We start from the raw sequence: 21,867 nt of genomic DNA on the forward strand, positions 1-21,867 counted from the left end.
ATCATTAGCCGAATTCGCGCAGACGGTGCATCAGCTTGTTAAAAGCCGATTCCTGGCTGCGGTCACGATCCCGCTCTCCCGTCACCACGACGGTCGCCGTCGTGCCAGCCGGGTAGAGGTTGCCGGGCTGTTTATCGAGGCGAATGCGTACCGGTACGCGCTGCGCCAGACGCACCCATTCAAGGTTGGAATCGACGGTCGCCATGCCTTTGGCATCACGGGTGCTACTCGCGTTTGTCACGCCTGCCGAGACGCTGTCGACGGTGCCGTGCAGCACGTTATTGCTGCCAAGCGGCGTAATCTCTACGCGAAAGCCAGGACGCACGCCTTCAAGCTTGGTCTCTTCCATATAAGCCTGAACGTAGAAGCTGTTCTGCTTAACCAGCGCCACCGCCGTGGAGCCGCGCGTAATAAATTCGCCGGTGTAAACGTTAAGGTTGGTGACCCAGCCATCCGCCGGTGCACGGATCACGGTGCGTTGCAGGTCAAGCTTCGCCAGATCGCGCGTCGCTTCGGCTTTCGCCAGCTGATGCAGCACGGTTTGCAGCACGTTGTTTGCCTGGTCTATCTCTTCACGCGACATCGCCTGCACGCCGAGCTGGTTACGGCGGCCCGCCTCGCGGCGTTTTTCATTGGCCAGCGCCTGGTAATACGCGACATCGGCTTCGGCTTCTTCCAGCGCCTTCTGGTAGCGCGGCTGGTCTATAGTGAAGAGCACCTGATCTTTTTTCACCAGTTGGTTGTCATGCACGTCCACCGATGTGATAAGCCCGGCGACGTCGGGCGCGATGGCGACCACATCGGCGCTAAAGCGCGCATCACGCGTCCAGGGCGATTCGGTATAAAAACTCCAGGCGCGAAAAATGGCGATGAAGGCGAGCACGACCAGCACCACGGTGATGGCTGTGCGGGTGATTTTTGTTGTTAGTAGTTTCACATCAACCTCAGACAAACAAGCGCGACAGCAGATAAAACAGACAGCAGTAGAGCGCCGTATTAAATAACGCCGGATGCCAGACGAAATCGTAAATCCCGGTCGGGATCAGCGCGCGGCGCACCAGCCAGAAAATCGCCAGCGACAGCAGAAGCTCAAAAAAGATCGGCGGAAAGGAAAGACCGAATATCACAATGACCGGAAAAAGACTCATGTTGACCTTGATTTGCGTGCAGGCGATTGATTTTTAAACTATATTCCGCAACGAGTGACCAGGAATGGCCGGGCGAGAGTGCGGTGTAGTTATGTTGGAAATAATATATTAGCGTAACTGATAGTAAGTTATCTATGATATGTGATCTAAATCACTTTTAAGCCAGAGTGAATAATGGAACGACTAAAAAGAATGTCGGTGTTCGCCAAAGTGGTGGAGCTGGGCTCGTTTACCAGCGCCGCCAGGCAGCTTGAGATGAGCGTCTCCTCTATCAGTCAGACGGTATCGAAACTGGAAGATGAGTTGCAGGTCAAGCTGTTAAACCGCAGCACCCGCAGCATTGGCTTAACCGAGGCAGGCCGGATCTACTATCAGGGCTGCCGTCGTATGCTGCATGAAGTACAGGAAGTGCATGAACAGTTATACGCTTTTAATAATAGCCCTATCGGCACGCTGCGGATCGGCTGTTCTTCAACCATGGCGCAAAATGTGCTGGCGTCTCTGACCGCCGAAATGCTGCGCGACTATCCGGGGCTGTCAGTCAACCTGGTGACCGGTATTCCGGCACCCGATCTCATCGCCGACGGGCTGGACGTGGTGATCCGCGTCGGCGCGCTGCAGGATTCCAGCCTGTTTTCGAAGCGCCTCGGCTCGATGCCGATGGTTGTCTGCGCGGCCAAAAGCTATCTCGCCCAGGCGGGCACGCCGGAAAAACCCGCCGATCTCGCCAATCATTCATGGCTTGAATATAGCGTACGCCCGGACAATGAATTCGAGCTTATCGCGCCGGAAGGCATTTCCACCCGTCTGCTGCCGCAGGGGCGTTTTGTCACTAACGATCCGATGACCCTCTCCCGCTGGCTGAAGGCTGGCGCAGGCATTGCGTATGTGCCGCTGATGTGGGTGATCGATGAGATCAACAGCGGAGAACTGGAGATCCTGTTTCCGCGCTACCAGTCCGACCCGCGTCCGGTCTACGCGCTCTATACCGAAAAGGACAAACTGCCGCTTAAGGTGCAGGTGTGCATCAACGCGCTTAATGACTATTTCGTGAAAGTGGCGCAGGTCTATCAGGAGATGCGGGGAAGAAACGTGAAGGGAAAAGAGAGCCGTGCCTGACGGTATCGCCCCTCGCGAGCGGAGGGGCGATATTACACGTTTACGCCGTGCCGCCGACCGTGAGGTTATCGACCTTCAGCGTCGGCTGACCGACGCCCACCGGCAGGCTCTGGCCTTCTTTACCGCAGACGCCCACGCCGTTATCAAGCTTCACGTCGTTACCGACCATCGAAATCTGCTGCATCGCCTCGATGCCGGAGCCGATAAGCGTCGCGCCTTTCACCGGCTTCGTCACTTTACCGTTTTCGATGAGATACGCTTCCGACGTCGAGAAGACGAACTTACCGGAGGTGATATCCACCTGGCCGCCGCCGAAGTTCGGCGCGAAGATCCCGTAATCCACGGATTCAATAATCTCCTGCGGCGTGGATTTCCCGGCCAGCATGTAAGTATTGGTCATGCGCGGCATCGGCAGGTGCGCGTAAGATTCGCGACGGCCGTTACCGGTCGGCGCGACGCCCATCAGGCGCGCGTTGAGCTTATCCTGCATATAACCTTTCAGGATGCCGTTTTCGATGAGCACGTTGTACTGGCCCGGCACGCCTTCGTCATCAATCGCGAGAGAACCTCGGCGATTGGCAAGCGTGCCATCATCCACCACCGTACAGAGCTCAGACGCCACCAGTTGGCCCATTTGACCGCTGAAAACCGATGTGCCGCGACGGTTGAAGTCGCCTTCCAGACCGTGACCGACGGCTTCATGGAGCAGCACGCCCGGCCAGCCCGCGCCCAGCACAACCGGCAGCGTGCCGGCAGGTGCCGCCACTGCGCTGAGGTTCACCAGCGCCATACGCACCGCTTCTCTCGCCCAGGCTTCAGCACGTATTTCGCCATCGGTATTCTCCATAAACCACTGGTAGCCGAAACGGCCGCCGCCGCCGCTGGAGCCGCGCTCACGCTTGCCGTCTTCTTCCACCTGTACGCTCACGGAAAGGCGCACCAGCGGGCGCACGTCAGCCGCCAGCGTACCGTCCGTCGCCGCCACCAGAATCAGTTCATAGACGCCGGTCAGGCTCGCGCTTACTTCCTGGACGCGCTTGTCGGCGGCGCGCGCAGCGTTATCGACGCGGCGTAAAATATCGAGCTTCTCTTCACGGCTCATGCTTTGCAGCGGATCGAGCGTGGTATAGAGCGGCGAATAATCTACAGCGCTCAGGGTCTTAATGCGCCCTTCGCCTTGCTCGCGCACGATGCTGCGCGCGGCCTGCGCGCTCTGCTCCAGCGCCAGCAGGCTAATCTGATCGGCGTAAGCGAAGCCGGTTTTCTCGCCGCTGATGGCGCGTACGCCAACGCCCTGGTCGATATTGTAAGAGCCGTCTTTGATGATACGGTCTTCTAAAACCCAGGATTCGTGATAACTGGACTGAAAGTAAAGATCGCCGTAATCCAGGCGGCGCTCATAAAGCTGGCCCAGGATGGAGAAGAGATCCTGATGGCTCAGGCCATTGGCAGACAGTAGCTGCTCACTTACCAGGTTCAGACTCATTATTTGCTACTCTCTTGGTCCTGCCCGCACGGGCAATGAAAAAGGTTATCAGGCGAGCTTGCGGTAATTCCGCCGCGGCGTCAAATCATTGCGCCGCTTGCGCACGCGGCTGGCGCATCACTTCATTGATTTGCGGCTTATCGATTGGCCCGGTGATGTGATAGCGCAGTACGGAGATTTTATTCCACAGCGGGCCAAGCACTTTGCTGGCGGCAAACACCGCCGCGCCGACAATCGGGTTCACGGCGAACGCCGCCGCCACGCCGACCGTTGCGGAAATCTCCGGTGCCACAACCGCTTCCATATCCAGCGTCCGGGCGGGCAGGTTAACGGAGCCTTTCATGGCGATATCCGCTTCCAGGCCATCCACCAGCGTATCTTCAGTGTGCATGATGCCGTCTTTGATCCAGACCGTGCTGCGAATCGAGTCGTAATAAAAACCTTCGCCGAAGGTATCGCTGAAGTCAAAGCGCAGCTTGCGCAGCAGCGCATCGAAGCTCAGCAGGCGCAGCAGTTGCCCCGCGTGGCCGGTGCCCAGATCGGCGATCTGTCCTTTGCCGAGGCGAGTATGCAGCACGCCATTCAGTGAAGCTTCATCCGGTTTCCACGGCGCGTCGCGCCAGTGGAGATCGTAATCGACATTAAACGACGATCCCTGAAGCGGCGTTTTCACGCCGAAGAAACTGGTCGCCGCATCCAGTTGTTTCCCCTTCAGCACGCCTTTGACTGAAGTGCGCATGGCATCCTGGCGGTTAACCCATTCGCCTTCCATCGTCAGGCGCGCGAAGCCGGTATCCAGCAGACCGTTCGCGAGCGACAGCGTATCGCCGTTAATGGTGAAATCGCCGTCGATGCGGCCATATTTCTGTCCCCACAGCCAGCACTCGGCGCAGCGCAGCGCCAGATTTGGCCAGTGGCTGAAATCCACGGCCTGCGTTTTTTGCCCGGAGGACGTGGTCAACACCGTGGTCGCTTCATCCGCGTGGCTCGGGTTGTAATAGAGATAGTCGATATTCGCAAGCCACGACGCGCCGTCGCGCATCAGCAGGCGACCGTTAATTTCACGGCCCTGAGCGGAAACTTCCGTACCGCCTGTCTGCGGCTTCGTCATGATGCTGAGGTTATTCCAGCGCTGTCCGCCAAAGGTCAGCGCCGGGGTGCGCAGCGTTATCGCTTCCGGGAACAGCGTCGTGCTGCTGACCTTCTCGGCCGCGCCCTGGTTAAAGAGCGCCAGCCACTGCGCGCCATCCATCGCAGGCAGATTCAGCTCAACGCCGCGGTTTTCCGGCAGCGGCGGCGTGGTGCGGCTGTCAGAGGCCCAGATAGCCCTGTCCAGCGTCAGCTTGCGGCCGAGCAGCCAGCGGCTGTTGAAATGGTTTTCCGCCCCGGCGTTGCCGGTCACATCAAAGCTTTTCAGGTCGCCTTTCGCGCGCACTTTAAACGGCAGCGCTTTACCTGCGGGTTTCTCGACCGGCTCAGGTAAGTGACTGCTTACATTCTTCAGATCGCCGCTAATGTCGACCTGATAATTCACACCCGCATGATAAGGCAGCGAAATCGCCACTTTGCCGTTCCAGGGAATGCTGCCGCTAAGCGCGTCGTTCATCGGCTTCGGCAGAAGGCCGGTGCGCGTGGGCTGCCAGTCGCCGTTCATGTTCACTTCCACCTGATAAGCTTTCGGCTCTTCACGGGTCGAGAAGTCGATATTCAACGGCTGATTAAACCAGGTGGCCGTTAACGGTTCGCTCTGCAGATTGCCGTTCACGAAGCTGAATTTACCGTTCAGGTTATGTAGCGTACTGTTCAGCGGCTTCACAAACAGCGCGTTATTGCGCAGCCAGACGTCGCCCTTCGCGGTCGTCATAGTGCCATCCAGCGGAATGTCGAGATGTAAGCGAGCATTCACATCGCCGTCGAGCTGGAGCTCGTCCAGCGTCGTGCCCAGAGAATCTGCAAGCGGCGTCTCTTTAAAGTAAGGCCCGACCGCTTTACCCGGCCCGGCGATATCGGCATCGATAAATAGTTTTTCCTGCGAGTAGTCCGGGATAACGGCCGTCAGGTTTTTACCCGTGACGCCGCCAAGCATGACCTGCGGCGCCGCCATCCACAGCCCGTCATTGCGAAAATCGAGATTAATAGCGAAATCTTTCAGCGCAGGCCAGTCCGGCTGGAACGCGTAGGTGGCGTTGTGCAGCGGCACATAGACTTCAAACTGACCGTCGTTTTGTTTATACGGGAAGTGCTGCGGGTTACCGACATAGACCAGCGTGGCGTTCTCCACCTGTCCGCCCTGAATCGCGCCGCTCAGGTAATCGACGAGATCTTTACCCATCAGGTTTTCCGGGAAGTAGCGCCAGGCCTGCGCGGCATCGGAGGTCTTAATGCCTGCCAGTATTTCCAGCCAGGGCTGGCCGTCCTTCGGCTGCTGATAGCGGAAATCACCACGCGCCCACAGGGAATGCGCCTGCACATCAAGATGTTTACCGGCAAGCGTGAAGCCTTGCGCATCGTTGCGCCAGTCCAGCGTCGCCTCGCCGCGCGCAATCTCCAGCGGCGCGCGGAACACCGTCTGGTACGGCATCCGGGCGTCAGTCATATTGACCATCGCCTGACCATGCTCCAGCGTGCCGGAAACCGAGCCGGAAAAATGCTCCGCGCCAGGCAGAAGTTTCCACTGCTGCCAGGAGAGATCGCTCCAGCGGGCCAGAAAACGCGTTTTGTCGGTCGCCTGAAGTGGGATATCGAGCGCCAGCGCGTCGATTTTCCCTTTCGGGCGCGTGCTGCCCCACACTTCGCCAAGCGAGGGCGCAAGCCTTGTTGCAAGCGGTAAAAACCCTTCAAGCCCGCTCAGTTCAAGATGGCTGGCGCGTACGCGCAGTTCGTCGCTGCGCCGGACTTTGTCGCCGTCGACCGGTTGATCGGCAAGCCAGGCCAGATTCAGCGAACCTGCGGGCCAGGGCTTATCGTCCACGGTCACGCGCGTCTGCGGGATGGCGACCTGCCAGGCGTCATCGGCACGGCTGATGTGCGCGGTCAGATTATCCACCGAAAGACGATGATTGCGATCCTCGCCACGCCATGTCGTGCCGCCCTGCTTAAGCCAGATATCGCCGCCCGCCACTTCGCCGTCACGCAGCGTCATCCACGCTTCGAGGCTGAACTGCGCGCTGGTCAGATCGACGTTATCTTTCATCCACTGGCCAAGCCAGGGCTTAACATCCACATCATCCGCCTGCATCCAGACCGTACCGCGATTCAGCAGGCCGTTGTCATCGCGCAGATCCATACGCACCTGCATCACGCCATGCTGGCCGGTAAGGCTGGAGAGACTCACCTGGCCTTCGGCGCGGTGGCGGTTTTTCCCGTTAAGCCAGGTTAGCTGGGGAACGGCGAGTTCGGCGCGCTGGCCGGAAATCGTAATGAAGCTGAGCGTGCTGTCGCGCAGATCGAAGTGATCGAACTGACGGAAGAAGAGATCGCTGAGTTTGTTGCCTTCCAGCGGGTTGCCGCCTTCGCGCTGTTTGATTGGCGTGTTGGTACGCACCTGGAGCTGGTAAAAGGTGAGATCGCGAAACTGCCAGCGCAGATGCAGCAGGCTTTGCCAGACATCCAGCGCGACCGTGACGCGCCTGACGGACACGCTGCCGCCGTCGCTGAGCTGCGCGCGGATATCACGCACGTCGAGCGTCGGGCCGAATGTCTGCCAGGCGGCGTCAACATGGCTCGCCTGTACGGGAACGCCGGTCGCGCTGGAGATTTTCTCCAGCAGCACGGGCCGCCAGGTGTTGAGATGTGGCAGCGCGAGGCGCAGTCCACTCACCATCAGTGCGACGATAACAATCAGCGTTGCGCCTGTGAGTAGCAAAATGCCCGGCAGTCGCCTCACCCTTCTCTCCTTGTCAGCCGCCGCGGCGGTACCTTCACTCACACAGTCGACCGCTGTGCGCTACATCATGACCACGTCGAACTGCTCCTGGTTATAGAGCGGTTCGATTTGCACCTTAACCTGTTTACCGACAAAAATCTCCACTTCGGCCAGCGCATGGGATTCATCGCTTTTCAGCGCCTCCGCCACGGCAGGCGACGCGTAGACCAGGAAGCGGTCAGAGTCGTAAGCGTGATGCACGCGCACGATTTCGCGCATGATTTCGTAGCAGACGGTTTCTACCGTTTTCACGGTGCCACGACCATGACAGGTTGGACAGTCATTACACAGCACATGTTCAATACTTTCGCGGGTGCGTTTGCGGGTCATCTCCACCAGGCCGAGCTGCGAGAAGCCGTTGATGCTGGTTTTCACGCGATCCTTGCTCAGCGCCTGCTCAAGCGAGTGGAGCACGCGGCGGCGGTGATCTTCATTACTCATATCGATGAAATCGATGATGATAATGCCGCCGAGATTGCGCAGACGCAGCTGGCGGGCAATCGCCTGCGTCGCTTCGATATTGGTGTTGAAAATGGTGTCGTCGAGATTGCGATGGCCGACAAAAGCGCCGGTGTTGATATCAATCGTCGTCATCGCTTCGGTCTGATCGATGATCAAATAGCCGCCGGATTTGAGCTCCACTTTACGCTCCAGCGCGCGCTGGATTTCATTCTCGACGTCATAGAGATCGAAAATCGGCTGACGGCCGCTGTAGTGCTCAAGCTTGCTGGTCATCTCCGGCATATACTCCGCCGTAAATTCCAGCAGCATTTCATAGGTCAGACGGGAATCGACGCGGATGCGGTCAAGCTGGGCGACCGCGAAATCGCGCAGCACGCGCTGGGCCAGCGCCAGTTCGCCGTAAAGCTGATAGCGCGTCTGATGGCGCTTTTTACGCTCCATCACTTTGGTCCAGACGCGTTTCAGATAGGCGGCATCAGACGCCAAATCTTCTTCGCACACACCTTCGGCGGCGGTACGAATAATAAAGCCGCCCTGCTCGTCGCAGTAATCCGCCACGATGCGTTTCAGGCGCTCGCGCTCGGTTTCGCTTTCAATACGCTGAGAGACGCCGACGTGCGATGCGCCCGGCATAAAAACCAGATAGCGCGACGGCAGCGTGATGTCGGTGGTGAGACGCGCGCCTTTGGTGCCGAGCGGATCTTTCACCACCTGCACCATGAGATCCTGCCCCTGGCGCACCAGCTCTGAGATATCGCGAACGGTGAAGTTTTTCTGCTCGTCGCCCGCCACGCATTCGGTGTGCGGCATGATGTCGGAGGCGTGAAGAAACGCGGCTTTATCGAGGCCAATATCTACAAATGCCGCCTGCATTCCCGGAAGAACGCGACTGACCCGACCTTTGTAGATATTGCCTACTATCCCGCGGCGCGCTTCACGCTCAATGTGAATTTCCTGCAAAATACCGCCATCAATGTACGCCACCCGGGTTTCCGACGGGGTAACGTTAACCAACAATTCAGCCGTCATCTTGTTTATCCCTCACGCAGTGAGTTGAATTCGCTCAGCAATTCCCAGGTTTCTACCAGCGGAAGCCCTACCACCGCGTGGTAGCTTCCTTCTATACGTCTGACAAAACAGCCGCCCAGCCCCTGAATCCCGTATGCGCCCGCTTTGTCCATCGGCTCGCCGCTTTCGACATACGCCGCGATATCCTGCACCGTCAGCGCCCGGAACGTCACGCGGGTAATGACCAGACGCTCACACGCGCGCTGTTTATCAGCAAGCGCGACGGCGGTCATCACTTCATGCGTTTGCCCGGAGAGCCTGCGCAGCATCTCTGCCGCATGGGCGGCGTCGCGCGGTTTTTCCAGCACGTCGCCATCCAGCACGACGATCGTATCGGCGCCAAGCACAGGGAGATCGCGCGCGGCCAGCGCGACGCCAGCGCGGGCTTTGTCGCGGGCCAGACGGGTGACATAATCCTGCGGCGCTTCCTGCGCGCCGCGCTGTTCCTCAACTCCCGGCACCAGACGTTCAAACGTAACGCCCAGCATTCCCAGCAGCTCCTGACGACGCGGTGAGCCCGAGGCGAGATAAAGATCTGTCATATCTGTCCTTTATTGTACAGCAAACTGTTGGCGTACTTTGCGCATCAGCAGGAATATCCACGGCCAGAGCACGCCATTCACAACGCTGCTCCAGAAGACTTCAGGCCGGAAAGCCACATCGATAACCAGGAATTCCGCCCAGAAGACGATAATATCCGCCGCCAGCGACAACAGCATCACGACCAGCGCCTGTTGCCAGAGCGCCAGGTTGCGGAAAAGCTGAAATTTCAGCGCGACCAGATAGGCGATGATACTTAGTGAAAGGGCGCGAACCCCCAGCGTAGAGCCGCTGATAAGATCCAGTATGGCACCCATCACAAAACCCGTGCCAACATTTACGCGATGCGGCAGCGCGAGGATCCAGTAGAGCAGAATCAGCAGCACCCAGTTAGGCCGGAAAACGATAATCGCATCCGGCCAGGGCATAATCTGCAACAGCAGCGCGATTAAAAAGGAGAGCCAGATAACCCAGCGCCCCTGACTACGGTAGCTCGCCACTACTGTCCTCCCTGTGCGGGAGACGCGCCGCCAGACGGCGTCGCGGTGGGTGATCCCGCGTTTGGCGCAGCAGGCGCAGGCGGCCCCATCGCATCCGGCGATGGCAGTACCTGCGGCATCATCTGCATCAGGCGTTCGTTCGCCACGCGATGTACTTCCTCCGGCGTCATCGGATTTTTACCTTCGCGATCGGCTCCCCACAGCAGCAGCAGATAGCGCAAACGTTGCAGACCGGCGGTCGGACGCGCCTGAATGACGGTATACGCGCGCTGGGTGTCGAGCTTCACGGATGAGACCACGCCAACCGGATACCCTTCCGGGAAACGGCCGCCGAGACCGGACGTCACCAGCACATCGCCGACGCGAATATCGGTATTGGCAGGCAGATGCTCCAGCTGTAAATCGTCGGTGCAGCCGCTACCGGCCGCGATCACGCGGATGTCATTACGCAGCACCTGAACAGGCAGCGCGTGGGTGGCGTCGCAGATAAGCAGCACACGGCTGGTAAGTTTCGCCACGGCGACCACCTGACCCACCACGCCTTTATCGCTGATGACCGGCTGGCCTTCATAAACGCCATTGACGCTGCCTTTATCGATCACGACCTGATCGCTGTAAGGATCGTTGACGGTCGAGATCACCTGCGTCACCATTTTCTGTTCATCCTGACGCAGCGGCGAGCCGAGCAGTTCGCGCAGGCGCGCGTTTTCCTGCTTGTACTGGCCAAGCATCAGAATTTCGCTGTTCTTCAGCAGCAACTCCTGACGCAGCGCCCGGTTTTCCAGCTCAAGCTGATCGCGGGACGCCAGCGTTTGCGAGACGCTGTCGAGTAATTCACGTGGACCGTTGGAGATAAAGTAGAAAGGACTGACGGCGGTATCCATGTACGTCCGAATCTGACTGAACGTACCGAGGCGGCTGTCGGCGATGATGACACCAAGCGCCACCAGCACCGCCAGAATAAGGCGAATCTGTAGCGACGGGCCACGGCTAAAAATTGGCTTCATAGGCTATGCGTATTCCCAAACCAACAAGAAGGGCAACCTGAGTTGCCCTTTCCTGCGGCTGTTACTCTTCGCTGAACAGGTCGCCGCCATGCATGTCGATCATTTCCAGCGCCTTGCCGCCGCCTCGGGCCACGCAAGTGAGCGGATCTTCCGCCACCACGACCGGAATGCCGGTCTCTTCCATCAGCAAACGGTCAAGGTTACGCAGCAGCGCGCCGCCGCCGGTCAGTACCATGCCGCGCTCGGAGATGTCGGAAGCCAGTTCTGGCGGGCACTGTTCCAGCGCGACCATAACGGCGCTGACGATACCAGTCAGCGGTTCCTGCAGCGCTTCGAGAATTTCGTTAGAGTTCAGGGTGAAACCGCGCGGAACGCCTTCTGCCAGGTTACGGCCGCGAACTTCGATTTCGCGGACTTCGTCGCCCGGGTAGGCGGAGCCGATTTCATGTTTGATACGCTCAGCGGTGGCTTCACCGATAAGCGAGCCGTAGTTACGGCGCACATAATTAATGATGGCTTCGTCAAAGCGGTCGCCGCCGATACGCACGGAGGAGGAGTACACCACGCCGTTCAGGGAGATAACCGCCACTTCGGTCGTACCACCACCGATATCCACCACCATAGAACCGGTCGCTTCAGACACCGGCAGGCCCGCGCCAATCGCGGCCGCCATCGGCTCTTCAATCAGGAACACTTCACGCGCGCCTGCGCCCTGTGCGGATTCGCGGATAGCACGGCGTTCAACCTGAGTCGCGCCGACCGGCACACATACCAGCACGCGCGGGCTCGGGCGCATAAAGCTGTTGCTGTGCACTTGCTTAATGAAGTGCTGAAGCATTTTTTCCGTGACAAAGAAATCGGCGATCACGCCATCTTTCATCGGGCGGATAGCGGCGATATTGCCCGGCGTACGGCCAAGCATCTGCTTCGCTTCATGACCAACGGCCGCGACGCTCTTCGGCGAGCCGGCACGATCCTGGCGAATGGCGACCACGGAAGGCTCATTCAGTACGATGCCTTGCCCTTTTACATAGATAAGGGTATTCGCGGTACCCAGGTCAATGGACAGGTCATTGGAAAACATGCCACGAAATTTTTTAAACATACTAAGGGATAATCCTGAAAGCTGGGGCGGAAAACAAAATCCGCTTACTTTACCAACCACACGAAGCAGCGACAAGGCGCAAAAAATGTTCTGCATCGGTGAAAAATAGTGCGGCTTTTCTTCTGTTAAACCGTCGTCGCCCCGGCCTTTCCGGCTGACGATTTCGTGAGCGTTGCTGGCCCGACGACGTCTTATACGTGAAGAATGAAAGCCTGCGTTAATATGCTGCGACACTCTGGCCGGCAGGCGTACGCCCCCTTAAGATGCAGCGCGCGTTATTCTACGTGAAAACAAGTTAAACGGCAGGTCAAACCGAGTATCTTTGCGAATATTTTTTCACATTAGTATCGAGAGGTTGCGAGGCGGCAAAAAAATCGCCCTGACCTCCCGTCACGCCACGCTCGACCAGCGTCTGCCATTCACTTTTGGTTCTGACGCCGGCGGCAAAAACCCGCGTCTGCGTTCCGTTGCACGCCTCCACCAGACTCTGTACAAAAAGCTGGTTTTCGGTGCGCTTGTTGATATCCCGCACCAGCCCCGGATGCAGCTTGATGATTTCCACATCCAGCGCTTTTATCCAGGCCGTGCCGACCACCGTTAATCCCGCCTGGACCACCGCGATGCGAAGCCCAAGCGCCCTGATTAAACGCACAACCGGTTGTAAACGGCTGAGATGTTGACAAACATCTGCCTCGGCAAGTTCAAAAAGAATGCGTTTTCGATGCGATTTTTCGCACTGCATCAGCGTATCGCGCAGCCAGCGCTGGAACGGCGGACGGATAAGCGACTCGACCGTGACCGGCAGCGCCAGCGTTTCGTCCGGCCAGAAGCGCAGGAAAGGCAGAACGCGGGTAATCAGCTGGCGATCATACTGTTCTGCCAGACCAAACTGCTGCACCATCGGCATATACTCTGCCGCCAGCACCTCTTCTTCACCGTCAAAAATACGGCACATTAATTCGCGATGATGCACATAGCCGTCGCGCAATACGGCCGGTTTTTGATAAAAACGCGGGCCGCCGCGCTGCAGTGCGTTTTCAATTAAAGTGCGCCAGCGCACGTTACCGCGCCCTTTGTCCGGCAGCGTACTGTCATAGACCGCCCAGCCGTTGCCGCCCTGCAATACCGCGTTGCGGGTCGCCACTTCCGCGTGTTCCATGACCTGTTCTGTCGTCTGTCCGCTGCGCCAGGCGCAGATGCCGATATGCAGCATATCGCTGCTGTCCAGCATCCGGGTCGGCGGCAGCGCCCCCACCGCTTTCAGTAACTGACTGGCGATGCTGTCGGCTTCTTTGAGCGTGCGGTGCGGCAACAGTACGGCAAAATCGCTGCGGAAATACCGCGCCAGCAGCGCGCCGGGGTAGCGCATAATAAAAGTAGAAAGCATGTTGATAAGCGTGAAGAGATACTCTTCAACGGCGGTTTTTCCCCAGCTATCACGCAGCATGTCGAAATCTGGCAGGCGGATCATCATCACCACGCCGTGCGTCACGGCGTTATCCTGCTCTTCTAGCAGGGTCGCCAGTTGATTATCAAAGAAGATGCGGTTGCTCAGCCCGGTTTTGGCATCCTGGGCTGCGAAGGCACGGATCAGCGTATCCATGCGGCTGCGCTGTTCTCCGGCACGCTGTAATTCGGTCAGCAAGACATCCAGCGCGCTGCTGGCGTGGGTGGGCCATTCATGAATATTGCCGCGCGCATTCGCGCCACGTTCGCCATTGAGGATGCGCACCGCGCGGCCTTCCAGCAGTTCCTGGCCTGCAAGCTGGCGTTTGATCCAGCGTACGGAGATATAAATGATGATGACCATCAGGGCAAAAGCCAGCGTCAGCGGCGCGGTAGTCAACAGAGAACGATAATAGTTGGCCAGCGGATCCTGCCAGGTTAAACGCAGCGTCATGCCGGGGTGTTTAATCAAAGGAACAGAAAGCTGGCGGGCACGGGTCTGAAAGGGCGATTCCCGATAGCTTTCGGGTCTCGTATGGCTGAACACAATTTTATCGCCCAGCGCGAACTCGATTCGCACGATATCCAGCGGCACCATAATTTCATCAAGCCGTGACTGCATCATCTGCGGAGACTGGGAAACCAGCTCGTTATCCACAATGGAAGCCACCGACGCGACGCGCTGCGTCACTTTATGCTGAATGGCGTTAAAAAAGCTGAGTGAGCAGCCAAGCAGCGTCACCAGCATCGCCATACCGACCAGCAGCGTGACAAAAGCGGAGAATTTCGTCGTTAAGCGCATCCTTGTGTTAACTCCGTGGTTGGGTGTCACGCGGGGGAACCGCCTTTCGGTTCTTCACGCTAATGGACAGGTTGAAAGTGAGTGCTAACTTTGAATATCGAACCGCGCATACTACCAGAAATGGTGGCGCGGCTATGCAGTTTTCTTGCGGCAAATCGGCATAACGTTTCAATATGCGAGTATAGTCCTCAGGAATGATTTTCCCACTTAAGTCGTTTTTAAGGAGCGTTAACATGAAGGCGTTACTTCTCGAACAGCAGGATGGCAAAACGCTGGCCTGCGTGAAACCAGTAGAAGAAGCGATGCTGCCGCAGGCAGAAGTGACGGTCGATATCGACTGGTCAAGCCTTAACTATAAAGACGCCCTGGCGATTACCGGCAAAGGCAAAATCATTCGTGAATTTCCGATGGTGCCGGGTATCGATTTCGCGGGCGTCGTGCGCGACAGCGCGGACGCGCGCTTTACGCCAGGCCAGCAGGTGCTGCTGACCGGCTGGGGCGTGGGCGAAAACCACTGGGGCGGCCTTGCCGAAACGGCGCGAGTAAAAGCCGACTGGCTGGTGCCGCTGCCGCAGGGGCTGGATGGCCGTCAGGCGATGATTATCGGCACAGCGGGCTTTACCGCGATGCTGTGCGTGATGGCGCTGGAAGACGCGGGTGTGCAACCGGAAAGCGGCGAGGTGCTTGTCACCGGCGCAAGCGGCGGCGTAGGCAGTACGGCGGTGGCGCTGTTGCATAACCTCGGGTATCAGGTTGTGGCGGTTTCCGGGCGTGAAAGCACACATGATTACCTGAAAAGCCTCGGCGCCAGCCGGATTGTGGGCCGTGACGAATTCACAGAAAGCCGCCCGCTGGAGAAACAGCTATGGGCAGGCGCGGTAGACACCGTCGGCGATAAAGTTCTGGCGAAAGTGCTGGCGCAGACGAATTACGGCGGCTGTGTGGCAGCCTGTGGTCTGGCGGGCGGTTTTGCGCTGCCCACCACGGTGATGCCTTTTATCCTGCGCAATGTGCGCCTCCAGGGCGTGGATTCCGTAATGACGCCTGCGCCGCGCCGTCTTGAAGCATGGCAGCGCCTGGTGCGCGATCTACCGGCCTCGTTTTATCAGCAGAGCGCGACCGAAATCACGCTCGATCAGGCGGCTGACTTCGCTGAAGCCATTATCAGCAACCGCGCGCAGGGCCGGACGCTGGTAAAAATTCGCTAAGCTAAAATTTATTTACAGATAATTAACCTCTTCACTCGCAGGCTGACTTGAGCCCTGTCATGATTAAGCGGTAGCGTTACGTATCGTTTTTGCGGAGCCGGTCATGAAAAAAGTCAGCCGTTTAACCGAAGCCGATGTCACCGCCGAGTCGGCTTTCTTTATGCAGCGCCGTCAGGTGCTGAAAGCCCTGGGTATCACTACCGCAGCGCTCTCGCTGCCCACCGCCGCACACGCGGATGTGCTCTCCTGGTTTAAAGGAAACGACCGGCCTAAAGCGCCCGCCGGCGCGCCGCTTGATTTCACGCGCCCTGCGCAATACCAGGCGAAGCTTGACCTGACACCGGAAGATAAAGTCACCGGCTATAACAACTTCTACGAATTTGGGCTGGATAAAGCCGACCCGGCCGCGAACGCTGGCAGTCTGAAAACCAACCCGTGGACGCTGAAAATAGGCGGAGAAGTGGCGAAACCGCTGACGCTGGATCACGACGACCTCACTAAAAAGTTTCCGCTTGAAGAGCGCATCTACCGGATGCGCTGCGTCGAAGCCTGGTCGATGGTGGTGCCGTGGATAGGTTTCCCGCTGCATAAACTCCTCGCGCTGGTGGAGCCCACCAGCAATGCGAAATATGTCGCGTTTAAAACGCTCTACGCGCCCGATATTATGCCGGGCCAGAAAGACCGCTTCATCGGCGGCGGGCTGGAGTATCCGTACGTCGAGGCGCTGCGCCTTGATGAAGCGATGCACCCGCTGACGATGCTGACGACCGGTGTCTACGGTAAAGCCCTGCCGCCGCAAAACGGCGCGCCGGTACGTCTCACCGTACCGTGGAAATATGGCTTTAAAGGCATTAAATCGATCGTCAGCATTACGCTGACCCGCGAGCGCCCGCCAACCACGTGGAATATGGCCGCGCCGGATGAATATGGTTTTTACGCCAACGTGAATCCGCATGTCGATCATCCGCGCTGGTCGCAAGCCAGCGAACGCGTGATAGGCTCAGGCGGCGTGCTCGATGTGAAGCGCCAGCCGACGCTACTTTTTAACGGCTACGCCGATGAGGTGGCGTCGCTTTATAAAGGCCTCGATCTCCGGGAGAACTTCTGAGTGCGTTTAACGGCAAAACAGATTACCTGGCTGAAAGTGGCGCTGCATCTCGCCGCATTTTTACCGCTGGTGTGGCTTTTTTATGCCGCAAGCCAGGGCTTGTTCAGGGCCGATCCGGCGAAAGATATTCAGCATTTTACCGGCAGAATGGCGCTAAAACTGCTGCTCGCCACGCTTCTCGTGACGCCGCTTACGCGCCTTCTTAAGCAGCCGCTGCTTATCCGCACCCGGCGTCTGCTGGGCTTATGGTGTTTTGCGTGGGCGACGCTGCATCTGGTGAGCTATTCGCTGCTGGAGCTGGGGCTTAGCAATCTCTCCCTGCTTGGCAGCGAACTGGTTTCGCGCCCTTACCTGACGCTGGGTATTGTCAGCTGGCTTATTCTGCTGGCGCTGGCGCTCACTTCTTTCCAGGCGGCGCAGCGAAAACTGGGTCGCCGGTGGCAAACATTGCATAACTTCATCTATCTGGTTGCGATCCTCGCCCCGATTCACTACCTGTGGTCAGTGAAGATTCTGTCGCCGCAACCTGTCCTTTACGCACTGGGCGCGATCGTTCTGCTGGCATGGCGCTATAAAAAGCTGCGCCAATGGTGGCGAACGTGACGCGTTTATGTGCGTTTTCCCGCACTTCTGTTATTACCCGATAACGTTTTCCTGAGGGTGGTTGATAATCTTCCCTGATAAGACCAGTATTTAGCTGCCAAATGCTACGAAATCGTTATAATGTGCGACTTTGGTTTTTCACCCACGGCTTTTTACACGCCGACGGGTGACAACCAGACGATGAAGGTATATTTTGACATTTACCGGAAGATGGCAGGAGATAGCGCCAGGATGACCGAGAAATTTCACATTTTGCTTTTAAACGGCCCGAACCTTAACATGCTGGGCACGCGTGAGCCGGAGAAGTACGGCACGCAGACGCTTGAACAAATTGTTAACGAGCTCGCCGCTGTTGCAAAGCAGTTGAATGTCTCGTTCGATCACCTGCAATCCAACGCTGAATATGCGCTTATTGACCGAATTCATCAGGCTAAAGACAAGATTGACTATATCCTGATCAATCCGGCCGCGTTTACGCATACCAGCGTGGCGCTGCGCGACGCGCTGCTGTCGGTGAATATCCCGTTTATCGAGATCCACCTGAGCAATGTGCACGCCCGAGAGCCTTTCCGGCATCATTCATACCTTTCGGATATTGCCGCCGGCGTCATCTGCGGATTAGGTGCCGATGGCTATACCTATGCGTTACAGACGGCGGTCAAACGCCTGTCACAATCACACTAAACAAGAGTACGGAACCCACTCATGGATATTCGTAAGATTAAAAAACTGATCGAGCTGGTTGAAGAATCAGGCATCGCTGAACTGGAAATTTCTGAAGGCGAAGAGTCTGTACGTATCAGCCGCTCCCCGGCCAATACAGGCTTCCCGGTGATGCAGCAGGCGTATGCCGCGCCGATGATGCAGCAGCAGCCGCAAGCCCTGTCCAACGCTGTTGCTCCTGCCGCCGCTCCGGCAGCAGAAGCGCCGGCTGCCGCAGAAGTCAGTGGTCACATCGTACGTTCCCCGATGGTTGGTACCTTCTATCGTACCCCGAGCCCGGATGCGAAAGCGTTTGTGGAAGTAGGCCAGAAAGTCAACGTAGGCGACACCCTGTGCATCGTTGAAGCGATGAAAATGATGAACCAGATCGAATCCGACAAAGCGGGCGTCGTGAAAGCGATCCTGGTGGAAAGCGGTCAGCCAGTAGAATTTGACGAGCCGCTGGTTGTCATCGAATAACGAGGCGAACATGCTGGATAAAATTGTCATCGCTAACCGCGGCGAAATCGCACTGCGTATTCTTCGTGCCTGTAAAGAACTGGGCATCAAGACCGTCGCTGTGCATTCCACCGCGGATCGCGACCTGAAACACGTACTGCTGGCTGACGAGACCGTGTGTATCGGTCCGGCGCCGTCAGTCAAAAGTTACCTGAACATCCCGGCCATCATCGCTGCCGCTGAAATTACCGGCGCCGTGGCGATTCACCCGGGCTATGGCTTCCTCTCTGAGAACGCCAACTTCGCCGAGCAGGTTGAGCAGTCCGGCTTTATCTTCATTGGCCCGAAAGCCGACACGATTCGCCTGATGGGCGACAAAGTGTCTGCGATCACCGCCATGAAGAAAGCGGGCGTACCGACCGTACCGGGCTCCGACGGCCCGCTGGGCGATGATATGGATAAGAACCGCGCCCATGCGAAACGCATCGGCTACCCGGTCATTATCAAAGCGTCTGGCGGCGGCGGCGGTCGCGGTATGCGCGTTGTGCGCAGCGATGCTGAACTGGCGCAGTCTATCTCCATGACCAAAGCGGAAGCGAAAGCCGCTTTCAACAACGATATGGTCTACATGGAGAAGTACCTGGAAAACCCACGTCACATCGAAATTCAGGTGCTGGCGGACGGTCAGGGCAACGCTATCTATCTGGCGGAACGCGACTGCTCCATGCAGCGTCGTCACCAGAAAGTCGTCGAAGAAGCGCCGGCACCGGGCATTACCCCGGAACTGCGCCGCTACATCGGCGAGCGCTGCGCGAAAGCGTGTGTGGATATCGGCTACCGCGGCGCGGGTACGTTCGAGTTCCTGTTTGAAAACGGCGAGTTCTACTTCATTGAGATGAACACCCGTATTCAGGTAGAGCATCCGGTAACCGAGATGATCACAGGCGTTGACCTGATCAAAGAGCAGCTGCGTATCGCTGCCGGTCAGCCGCTCTCTATCAAACAGGAAGAAGTGGTGGTCAAAGGCCATGCGGTCGAGTGCCGTATCAACGCCGAAGACCCGAACACGTTCCTGCCAAGCCCGGGTAAAATCACGCGCTTCCATGCGCCGGGCGGCTTTGGCGTTCGTTGGGAATCGCATATCTACGCCGGTTATACCGTACCGCCGTATTACGATTCCATGATCGGCAAGCTCATCTGCTATGGCGAAAACCGCGACGTGGCGCTGGCCCGTATGCGTAACGCCCTGCAGGAGCTGATCATCGATGGCATCAAGACCAACGTTGATCTGCAAACCCGCATCATGAACGATGAAAACTTCCAGCACGGTGGCACGAACATCCACTATCTGGAGAAGAAACTGGGCCTGCAAGAGAAATAAGCCCCGTTTCCCTGCACAAGGCCAGCTCTGCTGGCCTTTATTTTTTGTGCCTCCCCGAAAGTGCCAGGGTACAATCGCCGCTTTCTTCACTGACAGGGTATGACAATGGACAAACGTTTTGTTCAGGCCCACAAAGAAGCGCGCTGGGCGCTGTGGCTGACCCTCCTCTATCTCGCCGCCTGGTTGGTGGCCGCTTACTTACCTGATTCGCAACAGGGCTTCACCGGCCTGCCGCACTGGTTTGAGATGGCCTGCCTGCTGGTGCCGCTATTGTTTATTCTGCTTTGCTGGCTGATGGTGCGCGTGATTTTCCGCGACATTCCTCTGGAGGATAACGATGCAGCATGACGTCATAGTGCCGCTTGTCGCCTATTTGCTGGTGGTATTTGGCCTGTCGCTGTATGCGATGAAGCGCCGCAGCAGCGGCAATTTCCTGAACGAATATTTCCTCGGTAGCCGTTCGATGGGCGGTGTGGTGCTGGCGATGACGCTGACCGCGACCTATATCAGCGCCAGCTCGTTTATCGGCGGGCCGGGTGCGGCTTATAAATATGGGCTCGGCTGGGTGCTGCTGGCCATGATCCAGTTGCCCGCCGTCTGGCTGTCGCTCGGCATTCTCGGTAAAAAATTCGCTATCCTCGCGCGGCGCTATAACGCCGTGACGCTCAACGATATGCTCTACGCGCGGTTTCAGAGCCGCCTGCTGGTGTGGCTGGCGAGCCTGAGTCTGCTGGTCGCTTTCATTGGTGCTATGACGGTGCAGTTCATCGGCGGCGCACGTCTGCTGGAAACGGCGGCGGGGATCCCTTACGAAACCGGCCTGCTGATTTTCGGCATCAGTATTGCGCTCTACACCGCGTTCGGCGGCTTTCGCGCCAGTGTCCTTAATGACACGCTTCAGGGGCTGGTGATGCTTATCGGCACTATCGTCCTGCTGGTGGGCGTAGTCCATGCGGCGGGCGGCCTGCACGACGCGGTCGATAAACTTCAGCATATCGATCCGAAGCTGGTATCGCCGCAGGGCGCGGACGATATTCTGTCGCCAACGTTTATGACTTCATTCTGGGTGCTGGTTTGCTTTGGGGTGATTGGCCTGCCGCACACGGCGGTGCGCTGTATCTCGTATAAAGACAGCAAAGCAGTGCATCGCGGCATTATTCTCGGCACGATTGTCGTGGCGATACTGATGCTGGGGATGCATCTCGCCGGCGCGCTGGGCCGCGCGGTACTGCCTGACCTGCACGTTCCGGATCTGGTTATCCCAACACTCATGGTGACCGTGCTGCCGCCCTTCGCCGCCGGGATCTTCCTCGCCGCGCCGATGGCCGCGATCATGTCGACGATCAACGCGCAGCTGTTGCAGTCTTCCGCGACGATCGTCAAAGATCTGTGGCTGAACCTGCGTCCGTCGGAGATCCACAACGAGAAACGCCTCAAGCGGATGTCGTCGCTGATTACGATAATCCTGAGCGTCCTGCTGTTGCTGGCCGCCTGGCGTCCGCCTGAAATGATTATCTGGCTCAATCTGCTGGCCTTTGGCGGTCTGGAAGCCGTGTTCCTCTGGCCGCTGGTGCTGGGCCTCTACTGGGAGCGTGCCAATGCGGCAGGCGCGCTTTCGGCCATGATTGTCGGCGGCGTGCTTTACGCACTGCTCGCCACGTTTAAAATACAGCTGTTCGGCTTTCATCCGATTGTGCCGTCCCTGCTGCTAAGTCTGCTGGCTTTTGTGGTGGGCAACCTTTTTGGTCGCCCGGTTCCGCAGGCCGCGCCTGTTTCCTCTGTTAATGAATGAGTAATG

At 57.8% G+C, this 21,867-nt stretch carries 19 protein-coding genes; 9 read left to right on the forward strand and 10 right to left on the reverse strand.

What is annotated here, in order from left to right; all coding sequences use genetic code 11:
* Positions 1-4: 4 nt before the first annotated feature.
* Both aaeA and aaeX read right to left on the reverse strand, forming a co-directional pair.
* Positions 5-937 carry a p-hydroxybenzoic acid efflux pump subunit AaeA gene (gene aaeA, locus G6041_RS16325; protein WP_014729772.1) on the reverse strand — a complete coding sequence of 311 codons (933 nt, stop codon included), beginning with the start codon at positions 935-937 and terminating at the stop codon, positions 5-7.
* A 7-nt stretch (positions 938-944) separates the two neighbouring features.
* Positions 945-1,148, reverse strand: coding sequence for a p-hydroxybenzoic acid efflux pump operon protein AaeX (gene aaeX / locus G6041_RS16330; RefSeq protein WP_004385128.1), 204 nt, complete (start codon positions 1,146-1,148; stop codon positions 945-947).
* Positions 1,149-1,322: 174 nt separating this feature from the next.
* Here aaeX and aaeR point away from each other — a divergent pair, with 174 nt between their 5' ends.
* Complete coding sequence (gene aaeR / locus G6041_RS16335; protein ID WP_004385129.1) at positions 1,323-2,267, forward strand: HTH-type transcriptional activator AaeR; 945 nt, start codon at positions 1,323-1,325, stop codon at positions 2,265-2,267.
* Between the two features lie 40 nt (positions 2,268-2,307).
* Here the strand turns inward: aaeR and tldD are convergent, their stop codons facing one another.
* From tldD to csrD, 8 genes are all read right to left on the reverse strand, one after another.
* Positions 2,308-3,753, reverse strand: a complete 1,446-nt coding sequence (gene tldD / locus G6041_RS16340; RefSeq protein ID WP_004385130.1) for a metalloprotease TldD — start codon at positions 3,751-3,753, stop codon at positions 2,308-2,310.
* Between the two features lie 85 nt (positions 3,754-3,838).
* Positions 3,839-7,639: an AsmA2 domain-containing protein YhdP gene (yhdP, locus tag G6041_RS16345; RefSeq protein ID WP_041460618.1), complete on the reverse strand. Its 3,801-nt coding sequence runs from the start codon at positions 7,637-7,639 to the stop codon at positions 3,839-3,841.
* A gap of 60 nt (positions 7,640-7,699) precedes the next feature.
* On the reverse strand, positions 7,700-9,169 hold the full coding sequence (gene rng, locus G6041_RS16350; protein ID WP_004385132.1) for a ribonuclease G: 1,470 nt from the start codon (positions 9,167-9,169) through the stop codon (positions 7,700-7,702).
* A gap of 5 nt (positions 9,170-9,174) precedes the next feature.
* A complete protein-coding gene (locus G6041_RS16355) occupies positions 9,175-9,750 on the reverse strand; it encodes a Maf family protein (RefSeq protein ID WP_012125988.1) in 576 nt (191 codons plus the stop codon).
* Positions 9,751-9,759: 9 nt separating this feature from the next.
* Positions 9,760-10,248: a rod shape-determining protein MreD gene (gene mreD / locus G6041_RS16360; RefSeq protein ID WP_004385134.1), complete on the reverse strand. Its 489-nt coding sequence runs from the start codon at positions 10,246-10,248 to the stop codon at positions 9,760-9,762.
* Positions 10,248-11,255: a rod shape-determining protein MreC gene (gene mreC / locus G6041_RS16365; protein ID WP_004385135.1), complete on the reverse strand. Its 1,008-nt coding sequence runs from the start codon at positions 11,253-11,255 to the stop codon at positions 10,248-10,250. The genes mreD and mreC overlap by 1 nt, the downstream gene beginning before the upstream one ends.
* 61 nt (positions 11,256-11,316) lie before the next feature.
* The gene (gene mreB, locus G6041_RS16370) at positions 11,317-12,360 is read right to left on the reverse strand and encodes a rod shape-determining protein MreB (protein WP_004385136.1); all 1,044 of its coding nucleotides are present in this window, start codon (positions 12,358-12,360) and stop codon (positions 11,317-11,319) included.
* Between the two features lie 307 nt (positions 12,361-12,667).
* On the reverse strand, positions 12,668-14,608 hold the full coding sequence (gene csrD / locus G6041_RS16375; RefSeq protein WP_012125989.1) for an RNase E specificity factor CsrD: 1,941 nt from the start codon (positions 14,606-14,608) through the stop codon (positions 12,668-12,670).
* Positions 14,609-14,841: 233 nt separating this feature from the next.
* Here csrD and acuI point away from each other — a divergent pair, with 233 nt between their 5' ends.
* From acuI to panF, 8 genes are all read left to right on the forward strand, one after another.
* A complete protein-coding gene (gene acuI, locus G6041_RS16380) occupies positions 14,842-15,816 on the forward strand; it encodes an acrylyl-CoA reductase (NADPH) (protein ID WP_041460619.1) in 975 nt (324 codons plus the stop codon).
* Positions 15,817-15,919: 103 nt separating this feature from the next.
* Complete coding sequence (gene msrP, locus G6041_RS16385; protein WP_012125991.1) at positions 15,920-16,924, forward strand: protein-methionine-sulfoxide reductase catalytic subunit MsrP; 1,005 nt, start codon at positions 15,920-15,922, stop codon at positions 16,922-16,924.
* A complete protein-coding gene (gene msrQ, locus G6041_RS16390; RefSeq protein WP_012125992.1) occupies positions 16,925-17,527 on the forward strand; it encodes a protein-methionine-sulfoxide reductase heme-binding subunit MsrQ in 603 nt (200 codons plus the stop codon).
* Positions 17,528-17,758: 231 nt separating this feature from the next.
* Positions 17,759-18,211, forward strand: a complete 453-nt coding sequence (gene aroQ / locus G6041_RS16395; RefSeq protein WP_004387840.1) for a type II 3-dehydroquinate dehydratase — start codon at positions 17,759-17,761, stop codon at positions 18,209-18,211.
* A gap of 21 nt (positions 18,212-18,232) precedes the next feature.
* Complete coding sequence (accB, locus tag G6041_RS16400) at positions 18,233-18,709, forward strand: acetyl-CoA carboxylase biotin carboxyl carrier protein (protein ID WP_004387841.1); 477 nt, start codon at positions 18,233-18,235, stop codon at positions 18,707-18,709.
* Positions 18,710-18,719: 10 nt separating this feature from the next.
* Positions 18,720-20,069, forward strand: a complete 1,350-nt coding sequence (gene accC / locus G6041_RS16405) for an acetyl-CoA carboxylase biotin carboxylase subunit (protein WP_007704799.1) — start codon at positions 18,720-18,722, stop codon at positions 20,067-20,069.
* Between the two features lie 105 nt (positions 20,070-20,174).
* Positions 20,175-20,417: a YhdT family protein gene (locus G6041_RS16410; RefSeq protein WP_004387843.1), complete on the forward strand. Its 243-nt coding sequence runs from the start codon at positions 20,175-20,177 to the stop codon at positions 20,415-20,417.
* Positions 20,407-21,861 (forward strand): sodium/pantothenate symporter, encoded by a 1,455-nt coding sequence (panF, locus tag G6041_RS16415; protein ID WP_012125994.1) that lies wholly within the window; start codon positions 20,407-20,409, stop codon positions 21,859-21,861. Before G6041_RS16410 ends, panF begins: the two co-directional genes overlap by 11 nt.
* Positions 21,862-21,867: the final 6 nt, after the last annotated feature.

The sequence above is a fragment of the Cronobacter sp. HA18003 genome, from assembly GCF_011605905.1.
Classification (GTDB): domain Bacteria; phylum Pseudomonadota; class Gammaproteobacteria; order Enterobacterales; family Enterobacteriaceae; genus Cronobacter; species Cronobacter sakazakii.

Bases quoted from the DNA above. Each gene is read 5' to 3' on its own strand.
- aaeX (WP_004385128.1), bottom strand. From the start codon at position 1,148: ATGAGTCTTTTTCCGGTCATTGTGATATTCGGTCTTTCCTTTCCGCCG.
- aaeR (WP_004385129.1), top strand. From the start codon at position 1,323: ATGGAACGACTAAAAAGAATGTCGGTGTTCGCCAAAGTGGTGGAGCTG.
- tldD (WP_004385130.1), bottom strand. From the start codon at position 3,753: ATGAGTCTGAACCTGGTAAGTGAGCAGCTACTGTCTGCCAATGGCCTG.
- rng (WP_004385132.1), bottom strand. From the start codon at position 9,169: ATGACGGCTGAATTGTTGGTTAACGTTACCCCGTCGGAAACCCGGGTG.
- G6041_RS16355 (WP_012125988.1), bottom strand. From the start codon at position 9,750: ATGACAGATCTTTATCTCGCCTCGGGCTCACCGCGTCGTCAGGAGCTG.
- mreC (WP_004385135.1), bottom strand. From the start codon at position 11,255: ATGAAGCCAATTTTTAGCCGTGGCCCGTCGCTACAGATTCGCCTTATT.
- mreB (WP_004385136.1), bottom strand. From the start codon at position 12,360: ATGTTTAAAAAATTTCGTGGCATGTTTTCCAATGACCTGTCCATTGAC.
- csrD (WP_012125989.1), bottom strand. From the start codon at position 14,608: ATGCGCTTAACGACGAAATTCTCCGCTTTTGTCACGCTGCTGGTCGGT.
- acuI (WP_041460619.1), top strand. From the start codon at position 14,842: ATGAAGGCGTTACTTCTCGAACAGCAGGATGGCAAAACGCTGGCCTGC.
- msrP (WP_012125991.1), top strand. From the start codon at position 15,920: ATGAAAAAAGTCAGCCGTTTAACCGAAGCCGATGTCACCGCCGAGTCG.
- aroQ (WP_004387840.1), top strand. From the start codon at position 17,759: ATGACCGAGAAATTTCACATTTTGCTTTTAAACGGCCCGAACCTTAAC.
- accB (WP_004387841.1), top strand. From the start codon at position 18,233: ATGGATATTCGTAAGATTAAAAAACTGATCGAGCTGGTTGAAGAATCA.
- accC (WP_007704799.1), top strand. From the start codon at position 18,720: ATGCTGGATAAAATTGTCATCGCTAACCGCGGCGAAATCGCACTGCGT.
- G6041_RS16410 (WP_004387843.1), top strand. From the start codon at position 20,175: ATGGACAAACGTTTTGTTCAGGCCCACAAAGAAGCGCGCTGGGCGCTG.
- panF (WP_012125994.1), top strand. From the start codon at position 20,407: ATGCAGCATGACGTCATAGTGCCGCTTGTCGCCTATTTGCTGGTGGTA.